The 18,751-nt window shown below is 52.4% G+C and carries 26 protein-coding genes; 20 read left to right on the top strand and 6 right to left on the bottom strand.

Features of this window, described 5'->3' with window-relative positions; all coding sequences use genetic code 11:
- Window positions 1-29 precede the first annotated feature (29 nt).
- The 4 genes from L3K52_15075 to L3K52_15090 all read left to right on the top strand — a co-directional run bounded on the left by L3K52_15075 (window position 30) and on the right by L3K52_15090 (window position 2,827).
- Window positions 30-722: an outer membrane beta-barrel protein gene (locus L3K52_15075; GenBank protein UOG91502.1), complete on the top strand. Its 693-nt coding sequence runs from the start codon at window positions 30-32 to the stop codon at window positions 720-722.
- A 15-nt stretch (window positions 723-737) separates the two neighbouring features.
- On the top strand, window positions 738-1,352 hold the full coding sequence (locus tag L3K52_15080; GenBank protein ID UOG91503.1) for an outer membrane beta-barrel protein: 615 nt from the start codon (window positions 738-740) through the stop codon (window positions 1,350-1,352).
- A gap of 98 nt (window positions 1,353-1,450) precedes the next feature.
- The gene (rpe, locus tag L3K52_15085) at window positions 1,451-2,149 is read left to right on the top strand and encodes a ribulose-phosphate 3-epimerase (GenBank protein ID UOG91504.1); all 699 of its coding nucleotides are present in this window, start codon (window positions 1,451-1,453) and stop codon (window positions 2,147-2,149) included.
- Between the two features lie 6 nt (window positions 2,150-2,155).
- Complete coding sequence (locus tag L3K52_15090) at window positions 2,156-2,827, top strand: phosphoglycolate phosphatase (protein ID UOG91505.1); 672 nt, start codon at window positions 2,156-2,158, stop codon at window positions 2,825-2,827.
- Between the two features lie 60 nt (window positions 2,828-2,887).
- Here the strand turns inward: L3K52_15090 and lysS are convergent, their stop codons facing one another.
- Entirely contained in the window at window positions 2,888-4,393 is a 1,506-nt protein-coding gene (lysS, locus tag L3K52_15095) for a lysine--tRNA ligase (protein ID UOG91506.1), read from the bottom strand.
- Between the two features lie 13 nt (window positions 4,394-4,406).
- Window positions 4,407-5,502, bottom strand: a protein-coding gene (prfB, locus tag L3K52_15100; protein UOG91507.1) for a peptide chain release factor 2 whose coding sequence is annotated in 2 segments (ribosomal slippage) — window positions 4,407-5,429 and window positions 5,431-5,502 — 1,095 coding nt in all. Because the reading frame shifts where the segments join, the coding sequence is not laid out codon by codon here.
- Window positions 5,503-5,686: 184 nt separating this feature from the next.
- Here prfB and L3K52_15105 point away from each other — a divergent pair.
- Genes L3K52_15105 through L3K52_15115 form a run of 3 tightly spaced genes read left to right on the top strand, consistent with a single transcriptional unit; the run spans window position 5,687 to window position 6,632 of the window.
- Window positions 5,687-5,824: a hypothetical protein gene (locus L3K52_15105; protein ID UOG91508.1), complete on the top strand. Its 138-nt coding sequence runs from the start codon at window positions 5,687-5,689 to the stop codon at window positions 5,822-5,824.
- 51 nt (window positions 5,825-5,875) lie between these two features.
- Window positions 5,876-6,055, top strand: coding sequence for a YhfG family protein (locus tag L3K52_15110; GenBank protein UOG91509.1), 180 nt, complete (start codon window positions 5,876-5,878; stop codon window positions 6,053-6,055).
- Complete coding sequence (locus L3K52_15115) at window positions 6,045-6,632, top strand: putative adenosine monophosphate-protein transferase Fic (GenBank protein ID UOG91510.1); 588 nt, start codon at window positions 6,045-6,047, stop codon at window positions 6,630-6,632. The genes L3K52_15110 and L3K52_15115 overlap by 11 nt, the downstream gene beginning before the upstream one ends.
- Window positions 6,633-6,642: 10 nt before the next feature.
- Here the strand turns inward: L3K52_15115 and L3K52_15120 are convergent, their stop codons facing one another.
- Complete coding sequence (locus tag L3K52_15120; protein ID UOG91511.1) at window positions 6,643-7,500, bottom strand: LysR family transcriptional regulator; 858 nt, start codon at window positions 7,498-7,500, stop codon at window positions 6,643-6,645.
- Between the two features lie 118 nt (window positions 7,501-7,618).
- Between L3K52_15120 and L3K52_15125 the strand changes: the two genes are divergently transcribed.
- The 5 genes from L3K52_15125 (at window position 7,619) to chrA (ending at window position 11,404) form a co-directional block, all read left to right on the top strand.
- A complete protein-coding gene (locus L3K52_15125) occupies window positions 7,619-7,951 on the top strand; it encodes a TusE/DsrC/DsvC family sulfur relay protein (protein ID UOG91512.1) in 333 nt (110 codons plus the stop codon).
- 143 nt (window positions 7,952-8,094) lie between these two features.
- Window positions 8,095-8,403 (top strand): hypothetical protein, encoded by a 309-nt coding sequence (locus tag L3K52_15130; protein ID UOG91513.1) that lies wholly within the window; start codon window positions 8,095-8,097, stop codon window positions 8,401-8,403.
- A gap of 57 nt (window positions 8,404-8,460) precedes the next feature.
- The gene (locus L3K52_15135) at window positions 8,461-9,075 is read left to right on the top strand and encodes a DUF4395 domain-containing protein (GenBank protein ID UOG91514.1); all 615 of its coding nucleotides are present in this window, start codon (window positions 8,461-8,463) and stop codon (window positions 9,073-9,075) included.
- A 35-nt stretch (window positions 9,076-9,110) separates the two neighbouring features.
- Window positions 9,111-10,049 (top strand): chromate resistance protein, encoded by a 939-nt coding sequence (locus L3K52_15140; protein ID UOG91515.1) that lies wholly within the window; start codon window positions 9,111-9,113, stop codon window positions 10,047-10,049.
- A complete protein-coding gene (gene chrA, locus L3K52_15145; GenBank protein UOG91516.1) occupies window positions 10,046-11,404 on the top strand; it encodes a chromate efflux transporter in 1,359 nt (452 codons plus the stop codon). Before L3K52_15140 ends, chrA begins: the two co-directional genes overlap by 4 nt.
- A gap of 55 nt (window positions 11,405-11,459) precedes the next feature.
- Here the strand turns inward: chrA and L3K52_15150 are convergent, their stop codons facing one another.
- The 3 genes from L3K52_15150 to L3K52_15160 all read right to left on the bottom strand — a co-directional run bounded on the left by L3K52_15150 (window position 11,460) and on the right by L3K52_15160 (window position 13,586).
- Complete coding sequence (locus tag L3K52_15150; GenBank protein UOG91517.1) at window positions 11,460-12,392, bottom strand: MBL fold metallo-hydrolase; 933 nt, start codon at window positions 12,390-12,392, stop codon at window positions 11,460-11,462.
- 27 nt (window positions 12,393-12,419) lie between these two features.
- Window positions 12,420-13,157, bottom strand: coding sequence for a DUF4395 domain-containing protein (locus L3K52_15155; GenBank protein UOG91518.1), 738 nt, complete (start codon window positions 13,155-13,157; stop codon window positions 12,420-12,422).
- A gap of 258 nt (window positions 13,158-13,415) precedes the next feature.
- Complete coding sequence (locus L3K52_15160; GenBank protein UOG91519.1) at window positions 13,416-13,586, bottom strand: hypothetical protein; 171 nt, start codon at window positions 13,584-13,586, stop codon at window positions 13,416-13,418.
- 36 nt (window positions 13,587-13,622) lie between these two features.
- Between L3K52_15160 and L3K52_15165 the strand changes: the two genes are divergently transcribed.
- The 8 genes from L3K52_15165 (at window position 13,623) to L3K52_15200 (ending at window position 18,394) form a co-directional block, all read left to right on the top strand.
- Entirely contained in the window at window positions 13,623-14,891 is a 1,269-nt protein-coding gene (locus L3K52_15165; protein UOG91520.1) for an integrase family protein, read from the top strand.
- A gap of 15 nt (window positions 14,892-14,906) precedes the next feature.
- Window positions 14,907-15,446, top strand: a complete 540-nt coding sequence (locus tag L3K52_15170; GenBank protein ID UOG91521.1) for a ProQ/FINO family protein — start codon at window positions 14,907-14,909, stop codon at window positions 15,444-15,446.
- Between the two features lie 107 nt (window positions 15,447-15,553).
- Entirely contained in the window at window positions 15,554-15,739 is a 186-nt protein-coding gene (locus L3K52_15175) for a type II toxin-antitoxin system HicA family toxin (protein UOG91522.1), read from the top strand.
- 3 nt (window positions 15,740-15,742) lie between these two features.
- The gene (locus tag L3K52_15180) at window positions 15,743-16,150 is read left to right on the top strand and encodes a type II toxin-antitoxin system HicB family antitoxin (protein UOG91523.1); all 408 of its coding nucleotides are present in this window, start codon (window positions 15,743-15,745) and stop codon (window positions 16,148-16,150) included.
- Between the two features lie 19 nt (window positions 16,151-16,169).
- Window positions 16,170-16,607 carry a DUF29 domain-containing protein gene (locus L3K52_15185; protein UOG91524.1) on the top strand — a complete coding sequence of 146 codons (438 nt, stop codon included), beginning with the start codon at window positions 16,170-16,172 and terminating at the stop codon, window positions 16,605-16,607.
- A gap of 348 nt (window positions 16,608-16,955) precedes the next feature.
- Window positions 16,956-17,165 (top strand): hypothetical protein, encoded by a 210-nt coding sequence (locus L3K52_15190; protein UOG91525.1) that lies wholly within the window; start codon window positions 16,956-16,958, stop codon window positions 17,163-17,165.
- A 307-nt stretch (window positions 17,166-17,472) separates the two neighbouring features.
- The gene (locus L3K52_15195) at window positions 17,473-17,760 is read left to right on the top strand and encodes a toxin-antitoxin system HicB family antitoxin (GenBank protein UOG91526.1); all 288 of its coding nucleotides are present in this window, start codon (window positions 17,473-17,475) and stop codon (window positions 17,758-17,760) included.
- An 82-nt stretch (window positions 17,761-17,842) separates the two neighbouring features.
- Window positions 17,843-18,394 carry a recombinase family protein gene (locus L3K52_15200; protein ID UOG91527.1) on the top strand — a complete coding sequence of 184 codons (552 nt, stop codon included), beginning with the start codon at window positions 17,843-17,845 and terminating at the stop codon, window positions 18,392-18,394.
- Window positions 18,395-18,751 lie beyond the last annotated feature (357 nt).

An 18,751-nucleotide genomic window follows, 5' to 3' on the forward strand; every position in this document is an offset into this window, starting at 1 on the left:
ACGTAGAGGGCATACAGAAAGGGGCTTGTATGAAAATTTTACTTTCCTGCTCAGTAGCAGGCTTGGCGCTATTGGCTAATAGTGTCCATGCGGGCGGTCTGGAAGGCTACGGCGCACCATCCAATGTTTCACTATACGGCGGTTTGAGTGCAGGTCTAAGCAGTCATGATGGCGCTTGCGCAACCGACACCACTGACTGCAAAGACGGTGATACCGGGCGCAAAGCCTTTGTCGGTTTACGCGCTGATCCTAATCAAAATCCGAGCGAATTATGGGCAACGCCAGCCGGTGTCATGCCTGCATCGTCCCTGCCAACCATGGGCGTGGAACTTGGTTACATGGATCTGGGCGAAAATACTGCAAAAGGTACCGCAGGGCGTGCCGGTATTTACGAGAGTGAACTCCAGAGCGAACTCTCCGCCAGTTATGTTGCGGGCGTAGGCTACGTTCCGGTTGCGCCACGCACGGAATTACTGGGCAAAGTCGGCGCCGCCTTTTGGAAACAAAATGGCAGCAAAACCGTCGCCGAAGATGCTGAACTGGATACCACCAGCACCAACAGCGGCGTTAGCATGTTATTGGGGGCTGGCGCACAAGTTAAGCTTAACCCTAATTTGTCATTGCGCGGCGAATATGAACGGGTGCTTGGCACCGCTGCTGATACCGATTACGAAGCTGATGCGAGCTTATTGAGCGTCGGTGCGGTTTTTTCCACCTTTTAAACACGAGGCAACAGGATGAAACGTCAATTGGCATGGTGCTTGTGCATCGGTTTAATTAGCAATGTGCAAGCGGGTGATTCCATAATGGGCAGTGATTTTAGCAATGGCCCCAAATTGTATGTCGGCGGCAGTGCGGGCAGCGCTAAACAGGGTGATACCTGCAATGACCCGTTTTTCAGCGGCGAATGCGATAATCAAGCGTTTGCGTGGAAAGCCTTTGGTGGCGCACGCTTTAACCCGATGTTGGGAGCCGAAATCGGTTATTACGACCTCGGCGATAGCAATATGAATGGCACAACGGGTGGCAGCACCGCGAAATTAAGCAACAGCACCACCGGCAGTGTCGTGACCGGGGTGGGTTACGTGCCAATTTCCCCGCAGCTAGAGGCGTTTGGCAAAGCGGGAGCGATGGCATGGGAAAGCAAGACCAGCAAAACCTCCGGCAGCCAAACCGAAGCAACGGAAAACAGCGGCACCAGCATTCTGGTAGGCGGCGGTGCACAATTCCAACTCAACAGCAATCTACACCTGCGCGGCGAATGGGAGCACATGCTCAATATTGGTGCCGACTCCGCTTACGAAACCGATGCGGATCTGTATTCACTGGGCGTGAGTTATTCCACACTCTGAAAACCTATCTCCCTCGGAAGGGCTGTATTAGCACAGCCTTTCCGGTAAAGTGGCAGCACTTTTGCCTTTTTGATCGCCACGTTTTGAGGAGAATAGTTATGGCACGTCAAGCCGATTTCATTGCACCATCCATCCTGTCTGCTGACTTTGCCCGTCTGGGTGAAGAAGTGGTTAACGTCTTAGCTTCCGGTGCGGACATTGTGCATTTCGACGTAATGGATAACCATTATGTTCCTAACCTAACCATTGGTCCTTTGGTATGCGAAGCGCTGCGCAAGCACGGCGTAACCGCACCGATTGATGTGCATTTGATGGTTAAGCCGGTTGACCGCATTATTCCTGACTTCGCCAAAGCGGGCGCGTCTTACATCACCTTCCACCCGGAAGCGTCTGAACACGTTGACCGCACCCTGCAACTGATCCGCAACGAAGGCTGCAAAGCAGGTCTGGTATTCAACCCGGCTACACCGCTGAATATCTTGGAATATTTGATGGACAAGGTGGACATGATCCTGCTGATGTCGGTCAACCCCGGCTTTGGTGGTCAGAGTTTCATCCCCTCCACGCTGACCAAATTGCGCCAAGTACGCAAGATGATTGACGATTCCGGTCTGGATATTCGTTTGGAAGTCGATGGCGGCGTTAAACCGGGCAATATTCGCGAAATCAAGGAAGCCGGTGCGGATGCATTCGTGGCAGGTTCTGCGATTTTCAACGTGGCTAACAAAGCTGACCCGAACCATTACAACACTGTTCTGGCTGAATTCCGTAAGGAACTGGCAGCAGCAAAGGTTTAAATCCCCATGTTCAAACCGAAAATGGTATTGATCGACGTGGACGGGACGCTGGTTGACAGCGTTCCCGATCTGACGTTTTGTGTCGATGAAATGATGCAGCAGTTAGGTATGCCAGCACGCGGCGAAGCGATGGTGCGCCAATGGGTCGGAAACGGGGTGCAACGTTTGGTAGAACGCGCCTTGACCAACGATTTGGAGGGCTACCCTGACGCAGAATTGTTTGCGCGTGCCATGCCAATTTTCATGGAACTGTACGCGGAAAACACCTCGAAACGCAGCCGCTTGTACGATGGCGTGCTGGAAGGGCTGGATTTTCTGCAAAGCTGTTCAGGTTTGAAGATTGGCTGTGTCACCAATAAAGCCGAGCAATTCACCCTGCCCTTGCTGACCGATCTGGGAATTATTGACCGCTTTGAAATCATTGTCAGCGGGGATTCTTTGCCAGAAAAGAAACCGCACCCGATGCCTTTGCTACACGCTGCCGAAAAGCTGGGTGTAAAACCGGAAGACTCGATGATGATCGGCGATTCCAAGTCTGATGTGAAAGCGGCACGAGCGGCAGGTTTCCAAATCATTTGCATGACCTATGGCTACAATCACGGCGAAGACATTCGTAATTATTCGCCGGATGCGGTCATTGATTCCATGACCGAACTCGCCAGCTTGATTAGCGCCTAAACACTGAAATCCACCTCTCAATTCCTCCCCTGATAAGGGGAGGTCAAGAGGGGTTTCTTCCTATTCCGGCCTCATGTGCGGAAAAAGTATCACGTCTCTTATCGACGGCGCATCCGTAAACAGCATCACCAAGCGATCAATCCCAATCCCCTCACCCGCTGTCGGCGGCATCCCGTATTCCAACGCACGAATGTAATCTGCATCAAAATGCATCGCTTCATCGTCGCCCGCGTCTTTATCCGCGACTTGCTGCATGAAACGTTCCGCCTGATCTTCCGCGTCATTCAACTCGGAAAAACCATTGCCGATTTCACGCCCACCGACAAAGAACTCGAAACGGTCAGTGATGAACGGGTTAGCATCATTGCGCCGCGCCAACGGCGACACTTCCGCCGGGTATTCGGTGATAAACGTCGGTTGCAGCAAACGGTGTTCGACGGTTTTCTCGAAAATCTCGATTTGCACTTTGCCCAAACCGTAGCCATCTTTGAGCGGAATGCCAAGCTTGCGAGCCACTTCGCGTGCGCCTTCCAGCGTATCAAGCTGTTCGGCAGACAACTCCGGGTTGAAGTGCAGAATGGAACTGCGCACACTCATCCGCGCAAACGGTTTGTCGAAATCGAAAGTTTCGCCCTGATACGTAATCTCATGGCTACCGACAACATCGTTGGCAATGCCGCGCATCAAACTTTCGGTCAAATCCATCAGATCGTGGTAAGTCGCATACGCCTGATAGAATTCGATCATGGTGAATTCAGGGTTATGCCGCGTGGAAAGCCCCTCGTTGCGAAAGTTGCGGTTGATTTCAAACACCCGTTCAAACCCACCGACTACCAGCCGCTTGAGGAACAATTCCGGCGCAATCCGCAAGTACATCGGCAAATCCAGCGCGTTATGGTGCGTGATAAACGGACGTGCCACAGCACCACCCGGAATCACTTGCAACATCGGCGTTTCGACTTCCAGATAATCGCGTTGCATGAAGAAATTGCGGATATAACCCACAATTTTGGAACGCATCACAAACGCTTCACGGCTTTCCTGATTCATAATCAAATCAATGTAACGTTGGCGGTAACGCTGTTCGTGATCGGTCAAGCCGTGGAATTTTTCCGGCAGCGGGCGCAGCGATTTGGTCAGCAAGCGGATTTCATGCACCTTGACCGACAATTCGCCGGTTTTGGTTTTGAACAACATGCCGGATGCCCAAATAATGTCGCCCAAATCCCAATGGCAATAGTCATCGAAAATCTCATCGCCCAGCACGTTTTTCTGCGCGTATAACTGAATACGCCCGGACGCATCCGAAATCGTCGCAAAACTCGCCTTGCCCATAATGCGCTGGAGCATCATGCGCCCCGCCACCGTGACGGGAATGGCGTGCTCTTCAAACCATTCCTTATCATTTGCGCCGTATTCCTGCTGCAAATCCGCCGCTTTGTGTTCACGCACCACGTCGTTGGGAAACGCCTTGCCCTGTTCGCGCAGTTTTGCCAGCTTGTCGCGGCGTTGCGTGATCAGTTTATTCTCATCATGCTGGTCGTGATGGTTGTCGTGTTCGCTCATAACAGTCTCGCTTTTACAGCCCGCTTTTTAAGCTGGCTTCAATGAATTTGTCCAGATCGCCGTCCAACACCGCTTGAGTATTCGCCGTTTCCACACCCGTGCGCAAATCCTTGATGCGCGACTGGTCGAGAACATACGACCGAATCTGACTGCCCCAACCAATGTCGGATTTGCTGTCTTCCAACGCCTGCTTTTCGACGTTGCGCTTTTGCATTTCCAGCTCGTAGAGTTTGGCACGCAATTGCTTCATGGCATTGTCTTTGTTCTGGTGCTGGGAACGCCCGCTCTGGCATTGCACCACCGTATTGGTGGGCGTATGGGTAATCCGCACCGCCGATTCGGTTTTGTTGATGTGCTGACCGCCCGCACCGGAAGCACGGTATACGTCGATGCGCAAATCCGCAGGGTTGATGTCGATTTCGATATTGTCATCGACTTCCGGCGACACGAAAACGCCGCTAAATGAAGTGTGGCGGCGGTTGCCAGAGTCGAACGGTGATTTGCGCACCAGTCGGTGTACGCCCGTTTCGGTACGTAACCAGCCGAAAGCGTAAGGGCCTTCAAAGCTGATACTCGCGCCTTTAATGCCCGCCACGTCGCCAGGGCTGGCTTCGAGCAATTCGACTTTGAATCCTTTGGCTTCACCCCAACGCAAATACATGCGCAATAGGATTTCCGCCCAGTCTTGCGCTTCGGTACCGCCCGAACCGGCTTGGATGTCGAGGAAGGCGTTGTTGCGATCCATCGGCCCGGAGAACATGCGTTCAAATTCGAGTTGGGCGACGTGTTTGTCGATGCCATCGACATCAGCAATGACGGCATTGGCGCTGTCTTCGTCGTCTTCCATTTCGGCGAGTTCGAGCAATTCTTTCGCATCGGTAAGGCCGGAGCTGATCTTGTCAATGCCGCCAACAATGCCTTCGAGGATGGCGCGTTCTTTGCCGAGGTCTTGCGCCCGCTGCGCATTATCCCAGACTTTGGGGTCTTCGAGTTCGCGGCTAACTTCTTCTAAGCGTTCGCTTTTGACTTCGTAGTCAAAGATACCCCCGCAGAGCGTCCACGCGCCCTTGGAGATCTTTGATTTTGGTGTAGGTGGGGTTGAGTTCCATGATATTTCGCTAGTACGAGAGAAAGCAGAGAATGATAGCAACCCCGGTTACAGATTCCTAGGGCGGTGTGCATGTGGAGTGAACGCGGTACTCTGATCCAACAGCGTGAATTAACGCTGCTGCTTCGCGACTTCTTGCCGACGAACCCACCGCGCCGCTGGATGGCGAACGGGCATTGGCGGTGGTGAAAATCCTCAACGACATGGCGCAACAGCATCAAACCGCGATTATTGTGGTCACGCATGATGAGAAGATCATTCCGACCTTTAAGCGGCTGTATCATATTCGCGATGGCAGGACGTATGAGGAAGCAGTTTCTTGATTGTGATCATGCTAAAATGACAGTGTTTTCAGGCAAAAAACAGGTGACATCGTGCTAACTAATGAACAAAAACTGCGCTATTTCCAAACGCATCGCAACAGCAATTACCGTGCCAGCTTGCGTTTGGAGGGATTTAAAGTCGTGCCTGACAAGGAAGTCAACCTTGATACACTGACTCGCCAGCAAATTCTGCAACGAATCGAACGCATTACTGCCCACTATGCAGGATAAGTACGGTGTTGCACACGATCCGGCTTGCTACCCAAACAGCACGGTTTTAATCAATAAGCTCAATATCCGTGACGCAGAAGAACTTGCCGAAATCGAAAAAGCCTTGACCGAATCCAGAGCGGCATTGTTTGAACCCGATTTTTCAGTCTTTGATTTATCAGCCTTGTGTGGCATCCACCATTACTTATTTCAAGACATTTACCCGTGGGCGGGAGCGTTGCGAACGGTTGACATCAGTAAAGGTAGTACCCGTTTTTGTACCGCCACTTACGTTGAAAAAGAAGCCAACAAACTGTTATACAAATTGGCAGGTGAACATTATCTGGTCGGTTGTTCAACTTCCACAGTGGCACGACTGGCGGATTATTACTGCGAATTGAATGTAATTCACCCCTTCCGTGAGGGTAACGGACGCACTCAACGCCTCTTTTTTGAACTGCTGGCTATCAACGCTGGGTACGGTTTGGATTGGTCACAAGTGGAACAACATGAGTGGATTCAAGCCAACATTGCCGGTTATTTGGGTGATTTGCAGCCTTTAGAAACACTGTTTCAACGCATAATCAGCCGTATTTAGCAGCATTTATTCAAGATTGCGATGCCCCTTGCTGCTTCGCCACCTCCCGCAAACCTTGCACCGCCTGTTCCAACACCATGCTCTCCGCTTTTTGCGGGTAAACCATGTACGCCGGATGGTCGTATTCCGGTGCACCCAACACCGGAAACAATTGCCCCGTCGTCAACAACGGCTGTGCCAAACGCACCGGCAAAAAACAGCAGCCGCCATTCGCCAGCACCAGTTGGATTGCCAACCAGCCGATATTTGCCACCAACGCAGGCGTTTCCATCTGCGGGAAACTTTGGCGGTGTTGCGCATGAAAACTTGCACCCCAATCAACGTGGACATAACCCGACCCCGGTTCGTGAACATCGGGGCGACTGCTGACCAGAATCAGACGTTCGTCAAACAAATGTTCAACGATTAAACCCGGCTGATGGCTGGGCGTGTACATCAAACCCATGTCGAGCGTGCCTTCAATCAAGCGGCGCATCAGGTCATCTTCAAAGCCGATTTCCGTGCGCATCGCCACATCGGGATTGGTGAGGCGCATCCACCCGACCCATTGCGGCAAAAAGCCTTCCCACAAGGCAATGCGCCCTCCGACACGCAGCATGGCGCGGTAACGGCTGGATGAACCCACGTCGTGAATCGCCTGTTCAGCGGTGAATACCAGCCGTTTGGCGTATTCCAGAAAACGCCGTCCTGCGGGTGTCAGGCTCGCGCCGGAACGGTTGCGCACGAATAACCGCGCATTAAGGGTTTCCTCCAGCCGTTGAATCCGCGCACTCACGGTGGATTGCGTGAGGTGTAGCTGGCTGGCAGCGGCAATAAAACTGCCGTGGGCAGCAATCGCGAGGAAAGTACGGGCTTGTTCGGTATCCATGCGGTACTCTTTATATCGACAACTCCGATATTAGACAGCAAAAAATATCGTTATGTAAGGATTAAGGCTTATCGCTATGCTTGAATTTGAACGCTTTAGTAGGAAAAGGAGATGCACCATGCCCACAGAAATAAACGCTGAACGCGATGCCGAAGGCTATCTCGTCAACCCCGAAGACTGGAATCCAGACCTCGCCCACGTTTTAGCCGCCGAAGAAAACATCGCATTGACCGATGCGTATTGGGTGGTGTTGAACTTCGTGCGCGATTCGTGGGGCGAGAACCAAATCACGCCCGACATTCGCCACGTCACTGATTTCATGGCAAAACAGCAAGGCATCGACAAAAAAGCAGCCAAGCAGCAATTGTTCCAGTTGTTCCCGTATGGCTATGTGAAACAAGTGTGCAAGATTGCCGGGATGCAACGCCCACGTGCGTGGAGTACGGGCTAATTGCAAGCGGCAGTTATACTGGACTTGGCGGCGAAATTTCCACTGTTGCAGTGGATTTCGCTGTTGATCGTGTGGGTGGCGCACATTATTCCGTCATTAAGCTTTTTTGCATGGCAAATAGGCTTTTGCTAGAGTGTTGTGCTATGCGTAAACACATTATTTTGCTCTTGATTTTGCTCATCACTGCCCTGCCCGTCTGGTCAGCGGTGTTGGTGTGCCATCATGTGCAAACGCAACCGATGCAGACGCAAATGCAGATGAGCGACCATCATTGTTGCCTCGATGAGCAAGCCGATACCTGCCATTGTGATCAACTTCAGCACGCGCAATTTATCCTAAGCTTGCCAACAACAGTGATTGCAGCACCGCGCAGCCACTTTATACCGCCTACTTTATCACCGCAACGCTTGCCAAAAGGCACTGACGTACCCTACCGCCCGCCCATCGTCTGAGCTTGTTCTCGTTATCTCACTTGAATTTTAACCTCTGAATTAACGGAAGATTTTTCTATGAATAAGCATTTCTATTTTGGCGAAGTGGTGGATGGCTATGCCGTGCGTGTATTGAACGAACGCGAGGCGCGTGCCGCAGCAGGGTTGTTATTTGTGTTTGCGATCCTGTCGTTTTTGTATGCGTATCGCACGATGGATTTTCGCTACACCAGCATTTTTATCACGTTTTTTATGGTGGATTTTTTTATCCGCGTCTTAGTGAATCCCAAATACGCGCCCAGCCTGATTATTGGGCGTTTTTTTGTGTCACGGCAACAACCCGAATACGTCGGGGCAGCGCAAAAGCGGTTTGCGTGGAGCATTGGCTTGGTGTTGTCGATCATTATGTTCTGGCTGGTAGTGATGGTGGAAATGATGACACCGATTAAGATCTACATTTGCGTCACTTGCTTGGTTTTGTTGTTTAGCGAAACCGCGTTTGGGATTTGCATTGGCTGTGTGCTGCACAATTGGATTCGCAAAACGCCGCCGACACTTTGCCCCGGCGGGGTGTGTGAAGTGCGGGAGAAAGCAGCCATTCAGCGCATTGATTGGCTGCAAAGCAGTATCGCGCTGGCAACATTAGCCGTGGTGGGCATGTTGAGCTATCAGTCATTTCATGCTATACAGTAGTAACTTTTACAAATTTGTAATATATACTACTTTATATGAATTGGTTGCTCCTCATTCTCTCGCTACCGACTGAAAATGCGACCGCACGGATGCGTATCTGGCGTGCCACCAAAGCTTTGGGGTGCGCCAGTTTGCGTGATGGCGTGTGGTTATTACCCAACAGCGACCATACCCGTGTCCGTTTGGAACCCGTGGCGGACGATACCCGCAAATCTGGCGGCGAAGCGTGGGTGTTGGCGATTCAAAGTGACGCGCCACAAACCGACGTTTTTACGCGCTTATTTGACCGTGGCGTAGACTACAGCGCGTGGCTGGATGATTTGGCGCAATTTGACCCGCTGGCAACCGATCTTGCCACTACCCGCAAACAACTGAAAAACCTCAGTAAACGGCTCACCGCCATTACCGACACCGATTATTTCCCGCACCCGTTGCAAGCGACCGCACACGAACGCCTGCACACCGCAGAAACAGCGTTGCGCGGACGACTGCCGACTGCCGAACCCGCGTTCCAGCAAGGCGAACCCGAACGGCTTATCCTTGCCGATTTCCAAGGTAAAACGTGGGCAACCCGCCGCGATTTGTGGGTAGACCGCCTCGCTTCGGCATGGCTGATCCGGCGTTTTATCGACCTGCAAGCGCAGTTTTGCTGGTTGGAAAACGGGATGGATTGCCCCGCTGAGGCGCTCGGTTTCGATTTTGACGGGGCGCGTTTTAGCCACATTGGACGCTACGTGACGTTTGAAACCTTGCTGCACAGTTTCGGGCTGGCGCAAAATGTTGGGCTGCAACGCTTGGCGCATCTGGTGCATACACTGGATGTGGGTGGCAATGCGCCGGAAGCTGCTGGATTTGCGGTGCTGCTGAAAGGTTTAAAACACCGCGCCTTGAATGATGACGTGCTGCTGGCGGAAGGCGGGCAGCTCCTCGATGATCTTTATTGCGCTTTTTCCCTACCGGAGGATTCCCTTTGAGCGATACACCACAGACTGCACCACAAGCCCCAACCTTGGGTGAAGCATTTTTCTATTGGCTGAAACTCGGTTTCATCAGCTTTGGCGGCCCGATGGGGCAGATTGCGATGATGCACACCGATCTGGTGGAAAAGAAACGCTGGATTTCGGAACACCGTTTTTTACACGCGCTGAATTTCTGCATGATCTTGCCGGGGCCGGAAGCGATCCAGTTGGCGATTTACATTAGCTGGTTGATGCACGGCGTGACGGGGGCGGTGATGGCGGGGGTATTGTTCTTTATGCCTGCGTTTTTGCTGCTATCGGTATTGGCGGGGGTGTATCTGGCGTGGGGCGATGTGCCGCTGATGCAAGGTTTGTTCTATGGCATAAAACCCGCAGTCGTGGCGATTGTGCTGTTTGCGGCGTGGCGAATTGGCTCGAAGGCACTGAAAAACAGCGTCCTATGGGGTATTGCAGCAGCGGCTTTTGTTGCCATTTTTGTGTTTGGGATTGGTTTCCCGTGGATTGTGTTGGCAGCCGCGTTGTTGGGTGTGATTGGCGGCAAAATCATGCCTGACAAGTTCAAAGGCGGCGGCGGGCATGGCGCATCTGACAAGCAACACGGCGCGGCGGTGATTGATGACCACACCCCAACGCCCGCACACGCCAAGTTTTCATGGGCAAAACTGGGTATCACTGTCGTCGCTTTTATCGGCATTTGGGCAGTCGCGATGTTCGCGCTGAGTGGCAATCAAGCCTTGAGTGAGATGGGTAACTTCTTCACTAAAGCAGCGTTTTTGACGATTGGCGGGGCGTATGCGGTGCTGCCGTATGTGTACCAAGGTGGAGTCGAGCAGTACGGCTGGCTGACGGGTGCGCAAATGATGGATGGTCTGGCATTGGGTGAAACCACGCCGGGGCCGCTAATCATGGTCGTTACTTGGGTCGGCTATCTGGGCGGTGTGGCAAAAACAGTCGTAGCCAACCCGATTGCAGCAGGTTTTGCGGGGGCTGCCGTCGCCACCTTTTTCACGTTTTTACCGTCATTCCTGTTCATCCTCGCGGTGGGGCCAGTGGTGGAAAGCTCACGTAATGACCTCAAATTTACCGCACCTTTGACCGGCGTGACTGCGGCGGTGGTGGGTGTGATTATGAATCTGGCGGTGTTTTTCGCGTGGCATACGTTTTGGCCTAAAGCGACGAATACGACCCCGTTTGTCGCACCGTTTGAATGGTTCGCCGTGGTGGTGGCTGTGGGTGCGTTTGTCGCGCTGTGGAAATACAAGGTGGATGTGATGAAGGTAATCGGCGTGTGTGCCGTGTTGGGATTAGGTTATACACTGGCTATGGGCGCAATAGTCGTCGCCAGATAAACTAATGAACGGTGAAACATCAGGTAGCGCCTGATGTTTCACCTTCGCCTTATGCTTACTCCGCCTCTAGCTGCAAGTACGTCTGATGCACATTGCGCCCATGCAAGTCTTTGGACAATTTGAGGAAGCTGAATTTATCATCTGCTGACAAGCGTTTAACCGCATCGCCCAAATCTTCCATCGCCTCTAGCGACTTGCCGACCTCCGCGACCAGCCAATCGAGGTAATCGCCGGTATTTTTCTGCGCGGTAGCCAAATCGCTGGGTGCGCCATGCCCCGCAATGACGTGATCGGGCTTGAGTTCCGCCATTTTCTTGAAGGTTGCTTGCCAGTGTTTGATCTTGGTAATCTCTGGCAATACACCCAGCATCCGCTCGTTGAACACCATATCACCCGTGAACACCACTTTTTCCTTGGGCAACCACAGCACTGCATCGCCGGGGAAATGCGCATCGCCAAGGTAACGCAACGCCATTTCCACGCCCCCGATGGTGAGGGTTTTTTCGTCGCTCTCAAAGGTTTCGCTGGCATATGCCACCTTCAGGTCTTCGGGCTTACCGCCAATCGCGCTGGACAGGCGCATCCGGTTCATGGGTTCTTGTTCGTGCTGGCTTGCCACCGTTTTGGCTAAGGCACTGACCGGGATTTTTTGCGCGAGGAAATGGCTATTGCCCATCCAGTGGTGGTCTTGCACGCCGATGTTCAGCACTTGCTTGATCGGTTTGTCGGTGACGCTTTTGACGGCGGCTTCGAGCATTTTTGCGCTGCCTGCGGTTGCGCCAGAACCGACCAATACTACCCTGTCGGCGGTAATAATAAAGCCGGTGGTATTGTTCAACCCTTGGTTTTCAGCACTGCGCTGATCGAGTTCGCCAATGATGGCGTACACGTTGTCCGTGACTTTTTGGGTGGTGGGTTCAAAAGCGTGAGCGAGTGGCGCGGCTAATAGCAGCAAGCCGATGAGTCCCGCTGAGAGTTTGCTTAACATGGTGTAGTCCTAACGGTTTCGATTAATTTATTTACAATTGTGGTGCAGCTTCCACATCTCGGCATGTCCCATTTTCACGGCGAAATCGGGCGGCGTGCATTCATTGTTAGCCGCTCCATCACTAGCGGCTGCTTCATGATACGTCATGGCAGCGGGTGTTGCGCCGTGAAGCTGTTGCCCCACCACGCCGATCAAGCCCAGAAATACCACAAGGCTGGCAACTTGCGCGATGCCAACTTTTTGGATGTCGTGGCGCGTATTGGCTTCGCACGCATCGCCGGGGCAGAGTTTAGCCTTTTCGCGGAAGAACAGGTTGTAAACCTTGCAGCCCAAGCAAATACCAAAAGCCGCTTCAAAAAACATCAACATCATGCAGGCAGAACACACCAGCATATTGATCGGCCCGATCACCCGATTGAGCACCATCAGGTAAAACATCAGCAGCGCCAAGGCAAACCCGATAATCCACGCAAAGCGTTTCTGGGGTGCACCGACGTATTCGGGGGTCTGATTGCGCACCGCCAAACGCCCCAGAATCATGCTGGGGGCAAACTGCGGGTTGATAAACAGCCGAATCGTGAAATCCACCAAAAACGCGACAATAAACACCTGTGTCGGGTAGAAGTTACCCATCAAAAACGCATTCATGAAGGTAATAATCGCGAAGAAAAACAGGATGCCTGCCGCCGCCCGTACTTCACGTTCGTTGAAGACAGGGACTTCGTAGCCCGCAATGGTTTCGCCGAAACGGAATAATTTGCTCATGGTGTGGAGACTCGTTGCTATTGTGATTTCGCAATCTTGCCACGTCTGCCGGGCGTAAGGTAGCGATTATGCCGGAATCACGCAACATTCGACGCTCAACGCCTTGCACCTCATGTGCTCATGCAAATACTGGCGGATGCGGGTAGTAACGTTCGTGGAGCAACACAAATAAAAACAGCGAGCCGTTTCAAACGTAACTCGCTGCTTTCATTGCATTTATTGGTGGGCCTACTAGGACTCGAACCTAGAACCAAAGGATTATGAGAACTCGGAACATTCAAACCCACAACCACGTAAAAACCCACTGGAAACCGACCGACACAGCACCCCCAAGCCCGCCAAACCCCGCCCAACCGCACCAGACCACGCGCCAGAACATGACCCCGCGAAAATCGCAAACATGACCCCGGCGGCGGTTTGCGCTACCATCAAAAACGAACCAAAACCAAACATTCAGGAGGCGGAATGCCCGAAAAAATCAATTTCACCAAGACCGTGTTGGATGCGCTCGAACCACCCAACAATGGGCGACGTTACGTCTATGACGCAAAAGTGAATGGTTTGCTGCTGATGATTACCCCGCCGGGTACGAAGTCGTTTCAAGTGCGGAAACACCTCGACGGCAAGGCGGCGCGTATCACCTTGGGGCGATTCCCTGACATGACCGTGACCCAAGCGCGGGAAAAAGCCCTAGCAGAACTCTCGCTGATAGCCACCACCCGCCAAACGAGTTACCAGCAAAAGCAAATCAGGGCAGAGGGGCAGCAATTCGCTAACATGACCTTGGGAAAGGTGTTCAAGGATTATTTGAAATCGCATAAGAATCTGAAGCCCGTCACGATTGCCGATTATGAGCGTGCTGTCAGCGTCGGTTTTTCCGACTGGGAGTCTCTGCCGTTGATCAGCATCACCCGTGACATGGTAGAGGAACGTCACCGCGAACGTAGCCAACACTCAGAGGCACGGGCAAATAACGAGATGCGCGTGTTACGTTGCATCTTCAATTACGCTGCTGAGGAATACTTTGATGACAATCAGCAACCGCTGATCAAATCCAATCCGGTCAAGCGCCTCTCTCACAGCCGCGCATGGAATCGTGTCGACCGCAAACAGACCATTATCAAAAATGACGAACTCCCGATCTGGTACGAAGCCGTGAACTCACTCCCGGAATGGTACGGCGGCGCACTGGCTGAGAAGGCGCGGGTCTATTTCCTGCTAACCCTGTTCAGTGGCTACCGGCGCACGGAGTCCAGCACCTTGCTGTGGGAAAATATCGACCTGATCAACAACACGATCAGGCTAGAAGACACCAAAAACCACCAAGCGCACACACTGCCGCTCACCACCTACACCCGCGATCTGTTGACACAGTGGCAAGCCCGCAGTGGACAGGGCAGCGGCTTAGTATTCCGGGCGACTGACAACACCTCGCCACTGTCCAGCGTGGAGAAAACGATAAAGGCCATTCGCACCAGGTCGGGTATTCACTGGGAAATGCACGACCTGAGACGCACGTTCGCAACCACTGCCGAAAACATCGGTATTCGCGGTTACACCCTGAAGCGCCTGATCAACCACAAGACCGGCGCGGCGGATGTGACCGGCGGATATATCGTGACCGACGTGGAAAGTCTCAGAGAACCCATGCAAACCATTACCGACAAGCTCTTAAGCCTGACATCCGGTAAACTATCCGCATCCAAGACCGCACCGGCGGCAATCAATACCTGAGAAGGAAGTTTGGACATGACCGACACCCCGAAAAAAACCTTAAGCATTACGCGCAAACCTGCCAACAGTGGCCCGGTAAATGCCACCGCTGGCACAATCCAACGCAGCGGCAAACGCATCATCAGGCGTGACGAACTGCCGCAAGTGCAGCGCATCCCCGCACCCAAACCCAAACCAGCCGCCAGCGCCAAACCCAAAAAGCCGCGCAAGCCACCCGCACCTAAGAAGCAAGTCACACCACCGTCACAACTGAAAATCCGCGAATTGAACGACCGCCTAAACGCCTTCCGCGTCTGGTTCGACTTCCAACCGCTGGCAATCGGCATTGAAAAGGAAATTTTCCGACTGGTGAACGAGGAGCACTTCCCCGGCGCAAGCAAAAGGGTTGTGCAAAAGCTGCTGAGGATGCACGTTAATCACGGTGTCTACCTGCAAAACCTCAAACACGGCACAGACCGCTATCAGCTCGACGGCACACCCGACGGCACGATTGATGACTATCAGCGCCAGCTCGCAACGGACACCCTCACCAAACGACTACAGGGCAAAAGCTGAACACTTAGAGCCACCCGAACGCAAACGCCACAACATCCCAAACAATCAAACGCGGGGCGGGTTTTTCGTGTGTACCATACACACAACGCAATACAGGAAGTGGGCGCATGAATAGCCGTGAACTGATAAAACTGCTGAAGGCGCACGGCTGGGAACTGGCACGCACGCGGGGCAGTCACCACCAATTCAAGCACCCAGACCACGGGCATACCGTCACCGTGCCACACCCAAAGAAAGACTTAGGAGCGGGCATTGTGAAAGCCATTAAACGGCAAGCCGGAATAGAGGATTAAGCCATGTATTACCCAGTAGCCATAGAGCAAGGCGACGCTAACCACGCTTACGGCGTGATCGTTCCAGACATTCCGGGCTGTTTTTCAGCGGGGGATACCTTGGATGAAGCACTGATGCAGGCAGAGGATGCAATCCTATTGCAGCTTGAAGAGTATCTGGATAACGGGAAACCCTTCCCGCAACCCTCACCAATGGAAGCCTTGCGCCACCAGCAAGCCTATGAAGGGTTCATTTGGTCGATAACCAAAGTGGATGTGAGCAAACTATCAGGCAAGTCCACACGGGTGAATATCAGCCTGCCGGAACGTATCCTTCAACTCATAGACGCGGCGGCGGAACGTGACGGCGAAACCCGTTCAGGATTCATTGCTCGTGCTGCACTAGGGCATATCCGGCAATCCGCACACTGACACCAACGGAGGGCGCAACATGGGCGCAATTGCATACAAAACCGACTTTTACGAATGGACGCAAGAGCAAGCGCAACTCTTGAAAGAGCACCGTTTAGGTGAAATCGACTTGGCAAACCTGATAGAAGAGGTTGAAAGCATGGGCGCAAGTGAACGCAACGAATTCGCCCATCGTCTCGAAGTGCTGCTGATGCACATGCTCAAGTGGCAGTATCAAGTCGATTACCCCTATCGGCGTAGCTGGCAGCTAACCATTGTGGAGCAACGCAAACGACTAGCGGCAAGGCTGCGCAAAAGTCCAAGCCTAAAACACCATGCAGGTGAAGAGCTGGCAGACGCTTACGACGTGGCAAAGATCGGCGCGGAACGTGAAACGGGGCTACCTGAAAGCACCTTTCCAGAGGTTTGCCCGTGGAGCTTTGAGCAAGTGCTAGACCAAGAATTCATGCCAGCCTAAGAGCCGCACCTGATGCGGCTTTTTTGCGTCTTGGATTCTTCATGCCTGCTTGCGTGTCTGCGCATGACCGCACGCTTACAGTGTAAGTGCCGATCATGAACGTCTTAATGTCCAAAAAAATCAAACACAGTTACATGATGCGCTTGCTATCCTGTACAACATCTTGAACAACAGGGGGATGGATAATGCAAGCAGTAACCTACAGTGAGGCCAGAAACAACCTAGCAGCGATGTTAGATAAATTTGCTGAGTTCGCCAGTCAATGCAAAGCGCCTTTTGCAATCATTGGAGAACGTGCGCAAGGGTAAGGAGTTGGTGAATAAAGAGTTGGTAGACGCATGATCTGTTTTGAAGCGCAAGGCTGGGAGGATTACTTGCACTGGCAACAAAATTGGCAAAGCAACACGCGGCAAACAGCGAGAAGCGGTCAAGAGCACTAACAGCCGCACGGCTCGCCCACTCGCTGCATTGCTGGCGAAATGCGATCCTGATGCACCTACGCCAGAAGAAGCCCGCGAATGGGAAAGCACACCACCTATCGGTAACGAAATCATCTAAACAAGAGCCGCACCTGATGCGGCTTTTTTGTGTCTGGGATTCCCCCGGCCTGCTTGCGTGTCAAGGTCGGGCGTAGCCCGTTCACTTTAACCTTGACTCGCTTTCTGAAAGTAAACTATTGCAAGGGGTACAACATGGTTGCACCCCACTAGCCTGGCGGCAATGAGCGACAAGAAGAGAAAAACGCCGGTTATCGTCACCACTGCGCTGAGCCTTCGCAACCTGACCGTCGCAACCTGACCAGCGGCTTTTTTATGCCTGTCTTTCCTGTTACGTTGGGATTTTTGAAAAACACGGGTAAACCAAAGTGGAAGAAACCAAACGATCTAAACGCATAGCCCGCGCAATGTCGGGCGAACATTACGACCATCGCGCACAACTGGCAGTTGAAAGACTTGCTGTTTACCATTCGCGGGAACTGGACAGAGGAGAACTACCCGTAGCCCTTTACTATTCCGGCAAAGTGTCTTTGTGCCTTACCCCGGAGTTACACGCACAAGCAGCAGCAGCGGCTAAGGCATCATCCCGAAGCCTGAATGGTTGGCTCGTTGAAATCATCAAGCGAGGCGTTGAAAACCCCATAGAAAAGTTATAAATAGGGTTTCTTTGTGGTTTTTTATAGGCTATTATTCTAAATATGTCTTAAGCCTATTTACATGAAACACAACGGGGGAACTATGGCACTGGTAGGATATGCACGGGTTAGCACACTTGACCAAGATCACACGGCGCAACTTGAACGCCTGACAGCGGCGGGATGTACCAAAGTATTCAGCGAGAAGAAAAGCGGCACAACTCAACAGGGCAGAGCCGCGCTTGATGAATGCCTTGGGTGGTTACGTGAAGGGGATACGCTGGTATTCACCAAGATAGACCGGCTGGCACGTTCACAGCGTGACCTGCACAACATGGTTCACGACCTTGAAAAGCGCGGCGTGTCGATCATGGCGTTAGATCAAGCGATTGATACCCGCACGGCGGCGGGTAAGGCATTTCTCGGAATGCTGGCAGTATTCGCAGAGTTTGAAACCAACATCCGCAAAGAGCGGCAACTTGAAGGCATTGCTAAGGCAAAAACCGAAGGTGTCTACAAGGGGCGCAAGGCAACCGCCAAGGCAAAGCGGGCAGAGGTTGAAGCCTTGCTCACCCAAGGCATGACTAAGCCGAAGATTGCCGAAACCTTGGGGATCTCTGTTGCCAGCGTTTACAACGTACTGAAAGCCGCTTAACCAATACATCAGCATTCACAGCCCGCCACGATGCGGGCTTTTTTGTGCCTGATGCACGGGGGAAGGGCAAACTAACTTATTTAATCCCGCACTCCCTGAATCCTGAACCCTAGTATCCACGGGGTTTTGAGGGGTTATGAATGAGTTTATATAAATGCTTAAAAAACCGGCAATACAGAGGGGCTTAATAACTCAGTGTTTCAGCCATTGCCCACACGATACCCTATGAGCCACTATAATTAGACTTAAGACCCTGTTATAAAACCCTCTATTAATTCATAAAACAACCCTATTTATAGGTTTTTTGATAGGTGTTTTGCTCTCTAGCATGGGTTTACCCTATTTATAGTGGTTGTG

The organism is Candidatus Thiothrix sulfatifontis (assembly GCA_022828425.1).
Taxonomy (GTDB): Bacteria; Pseudomonadota; Gammaproteobacteria; order Thiotrichales; family Thiotrichaceae; genus Thiothrix; species Thiothrix sulfatifontis.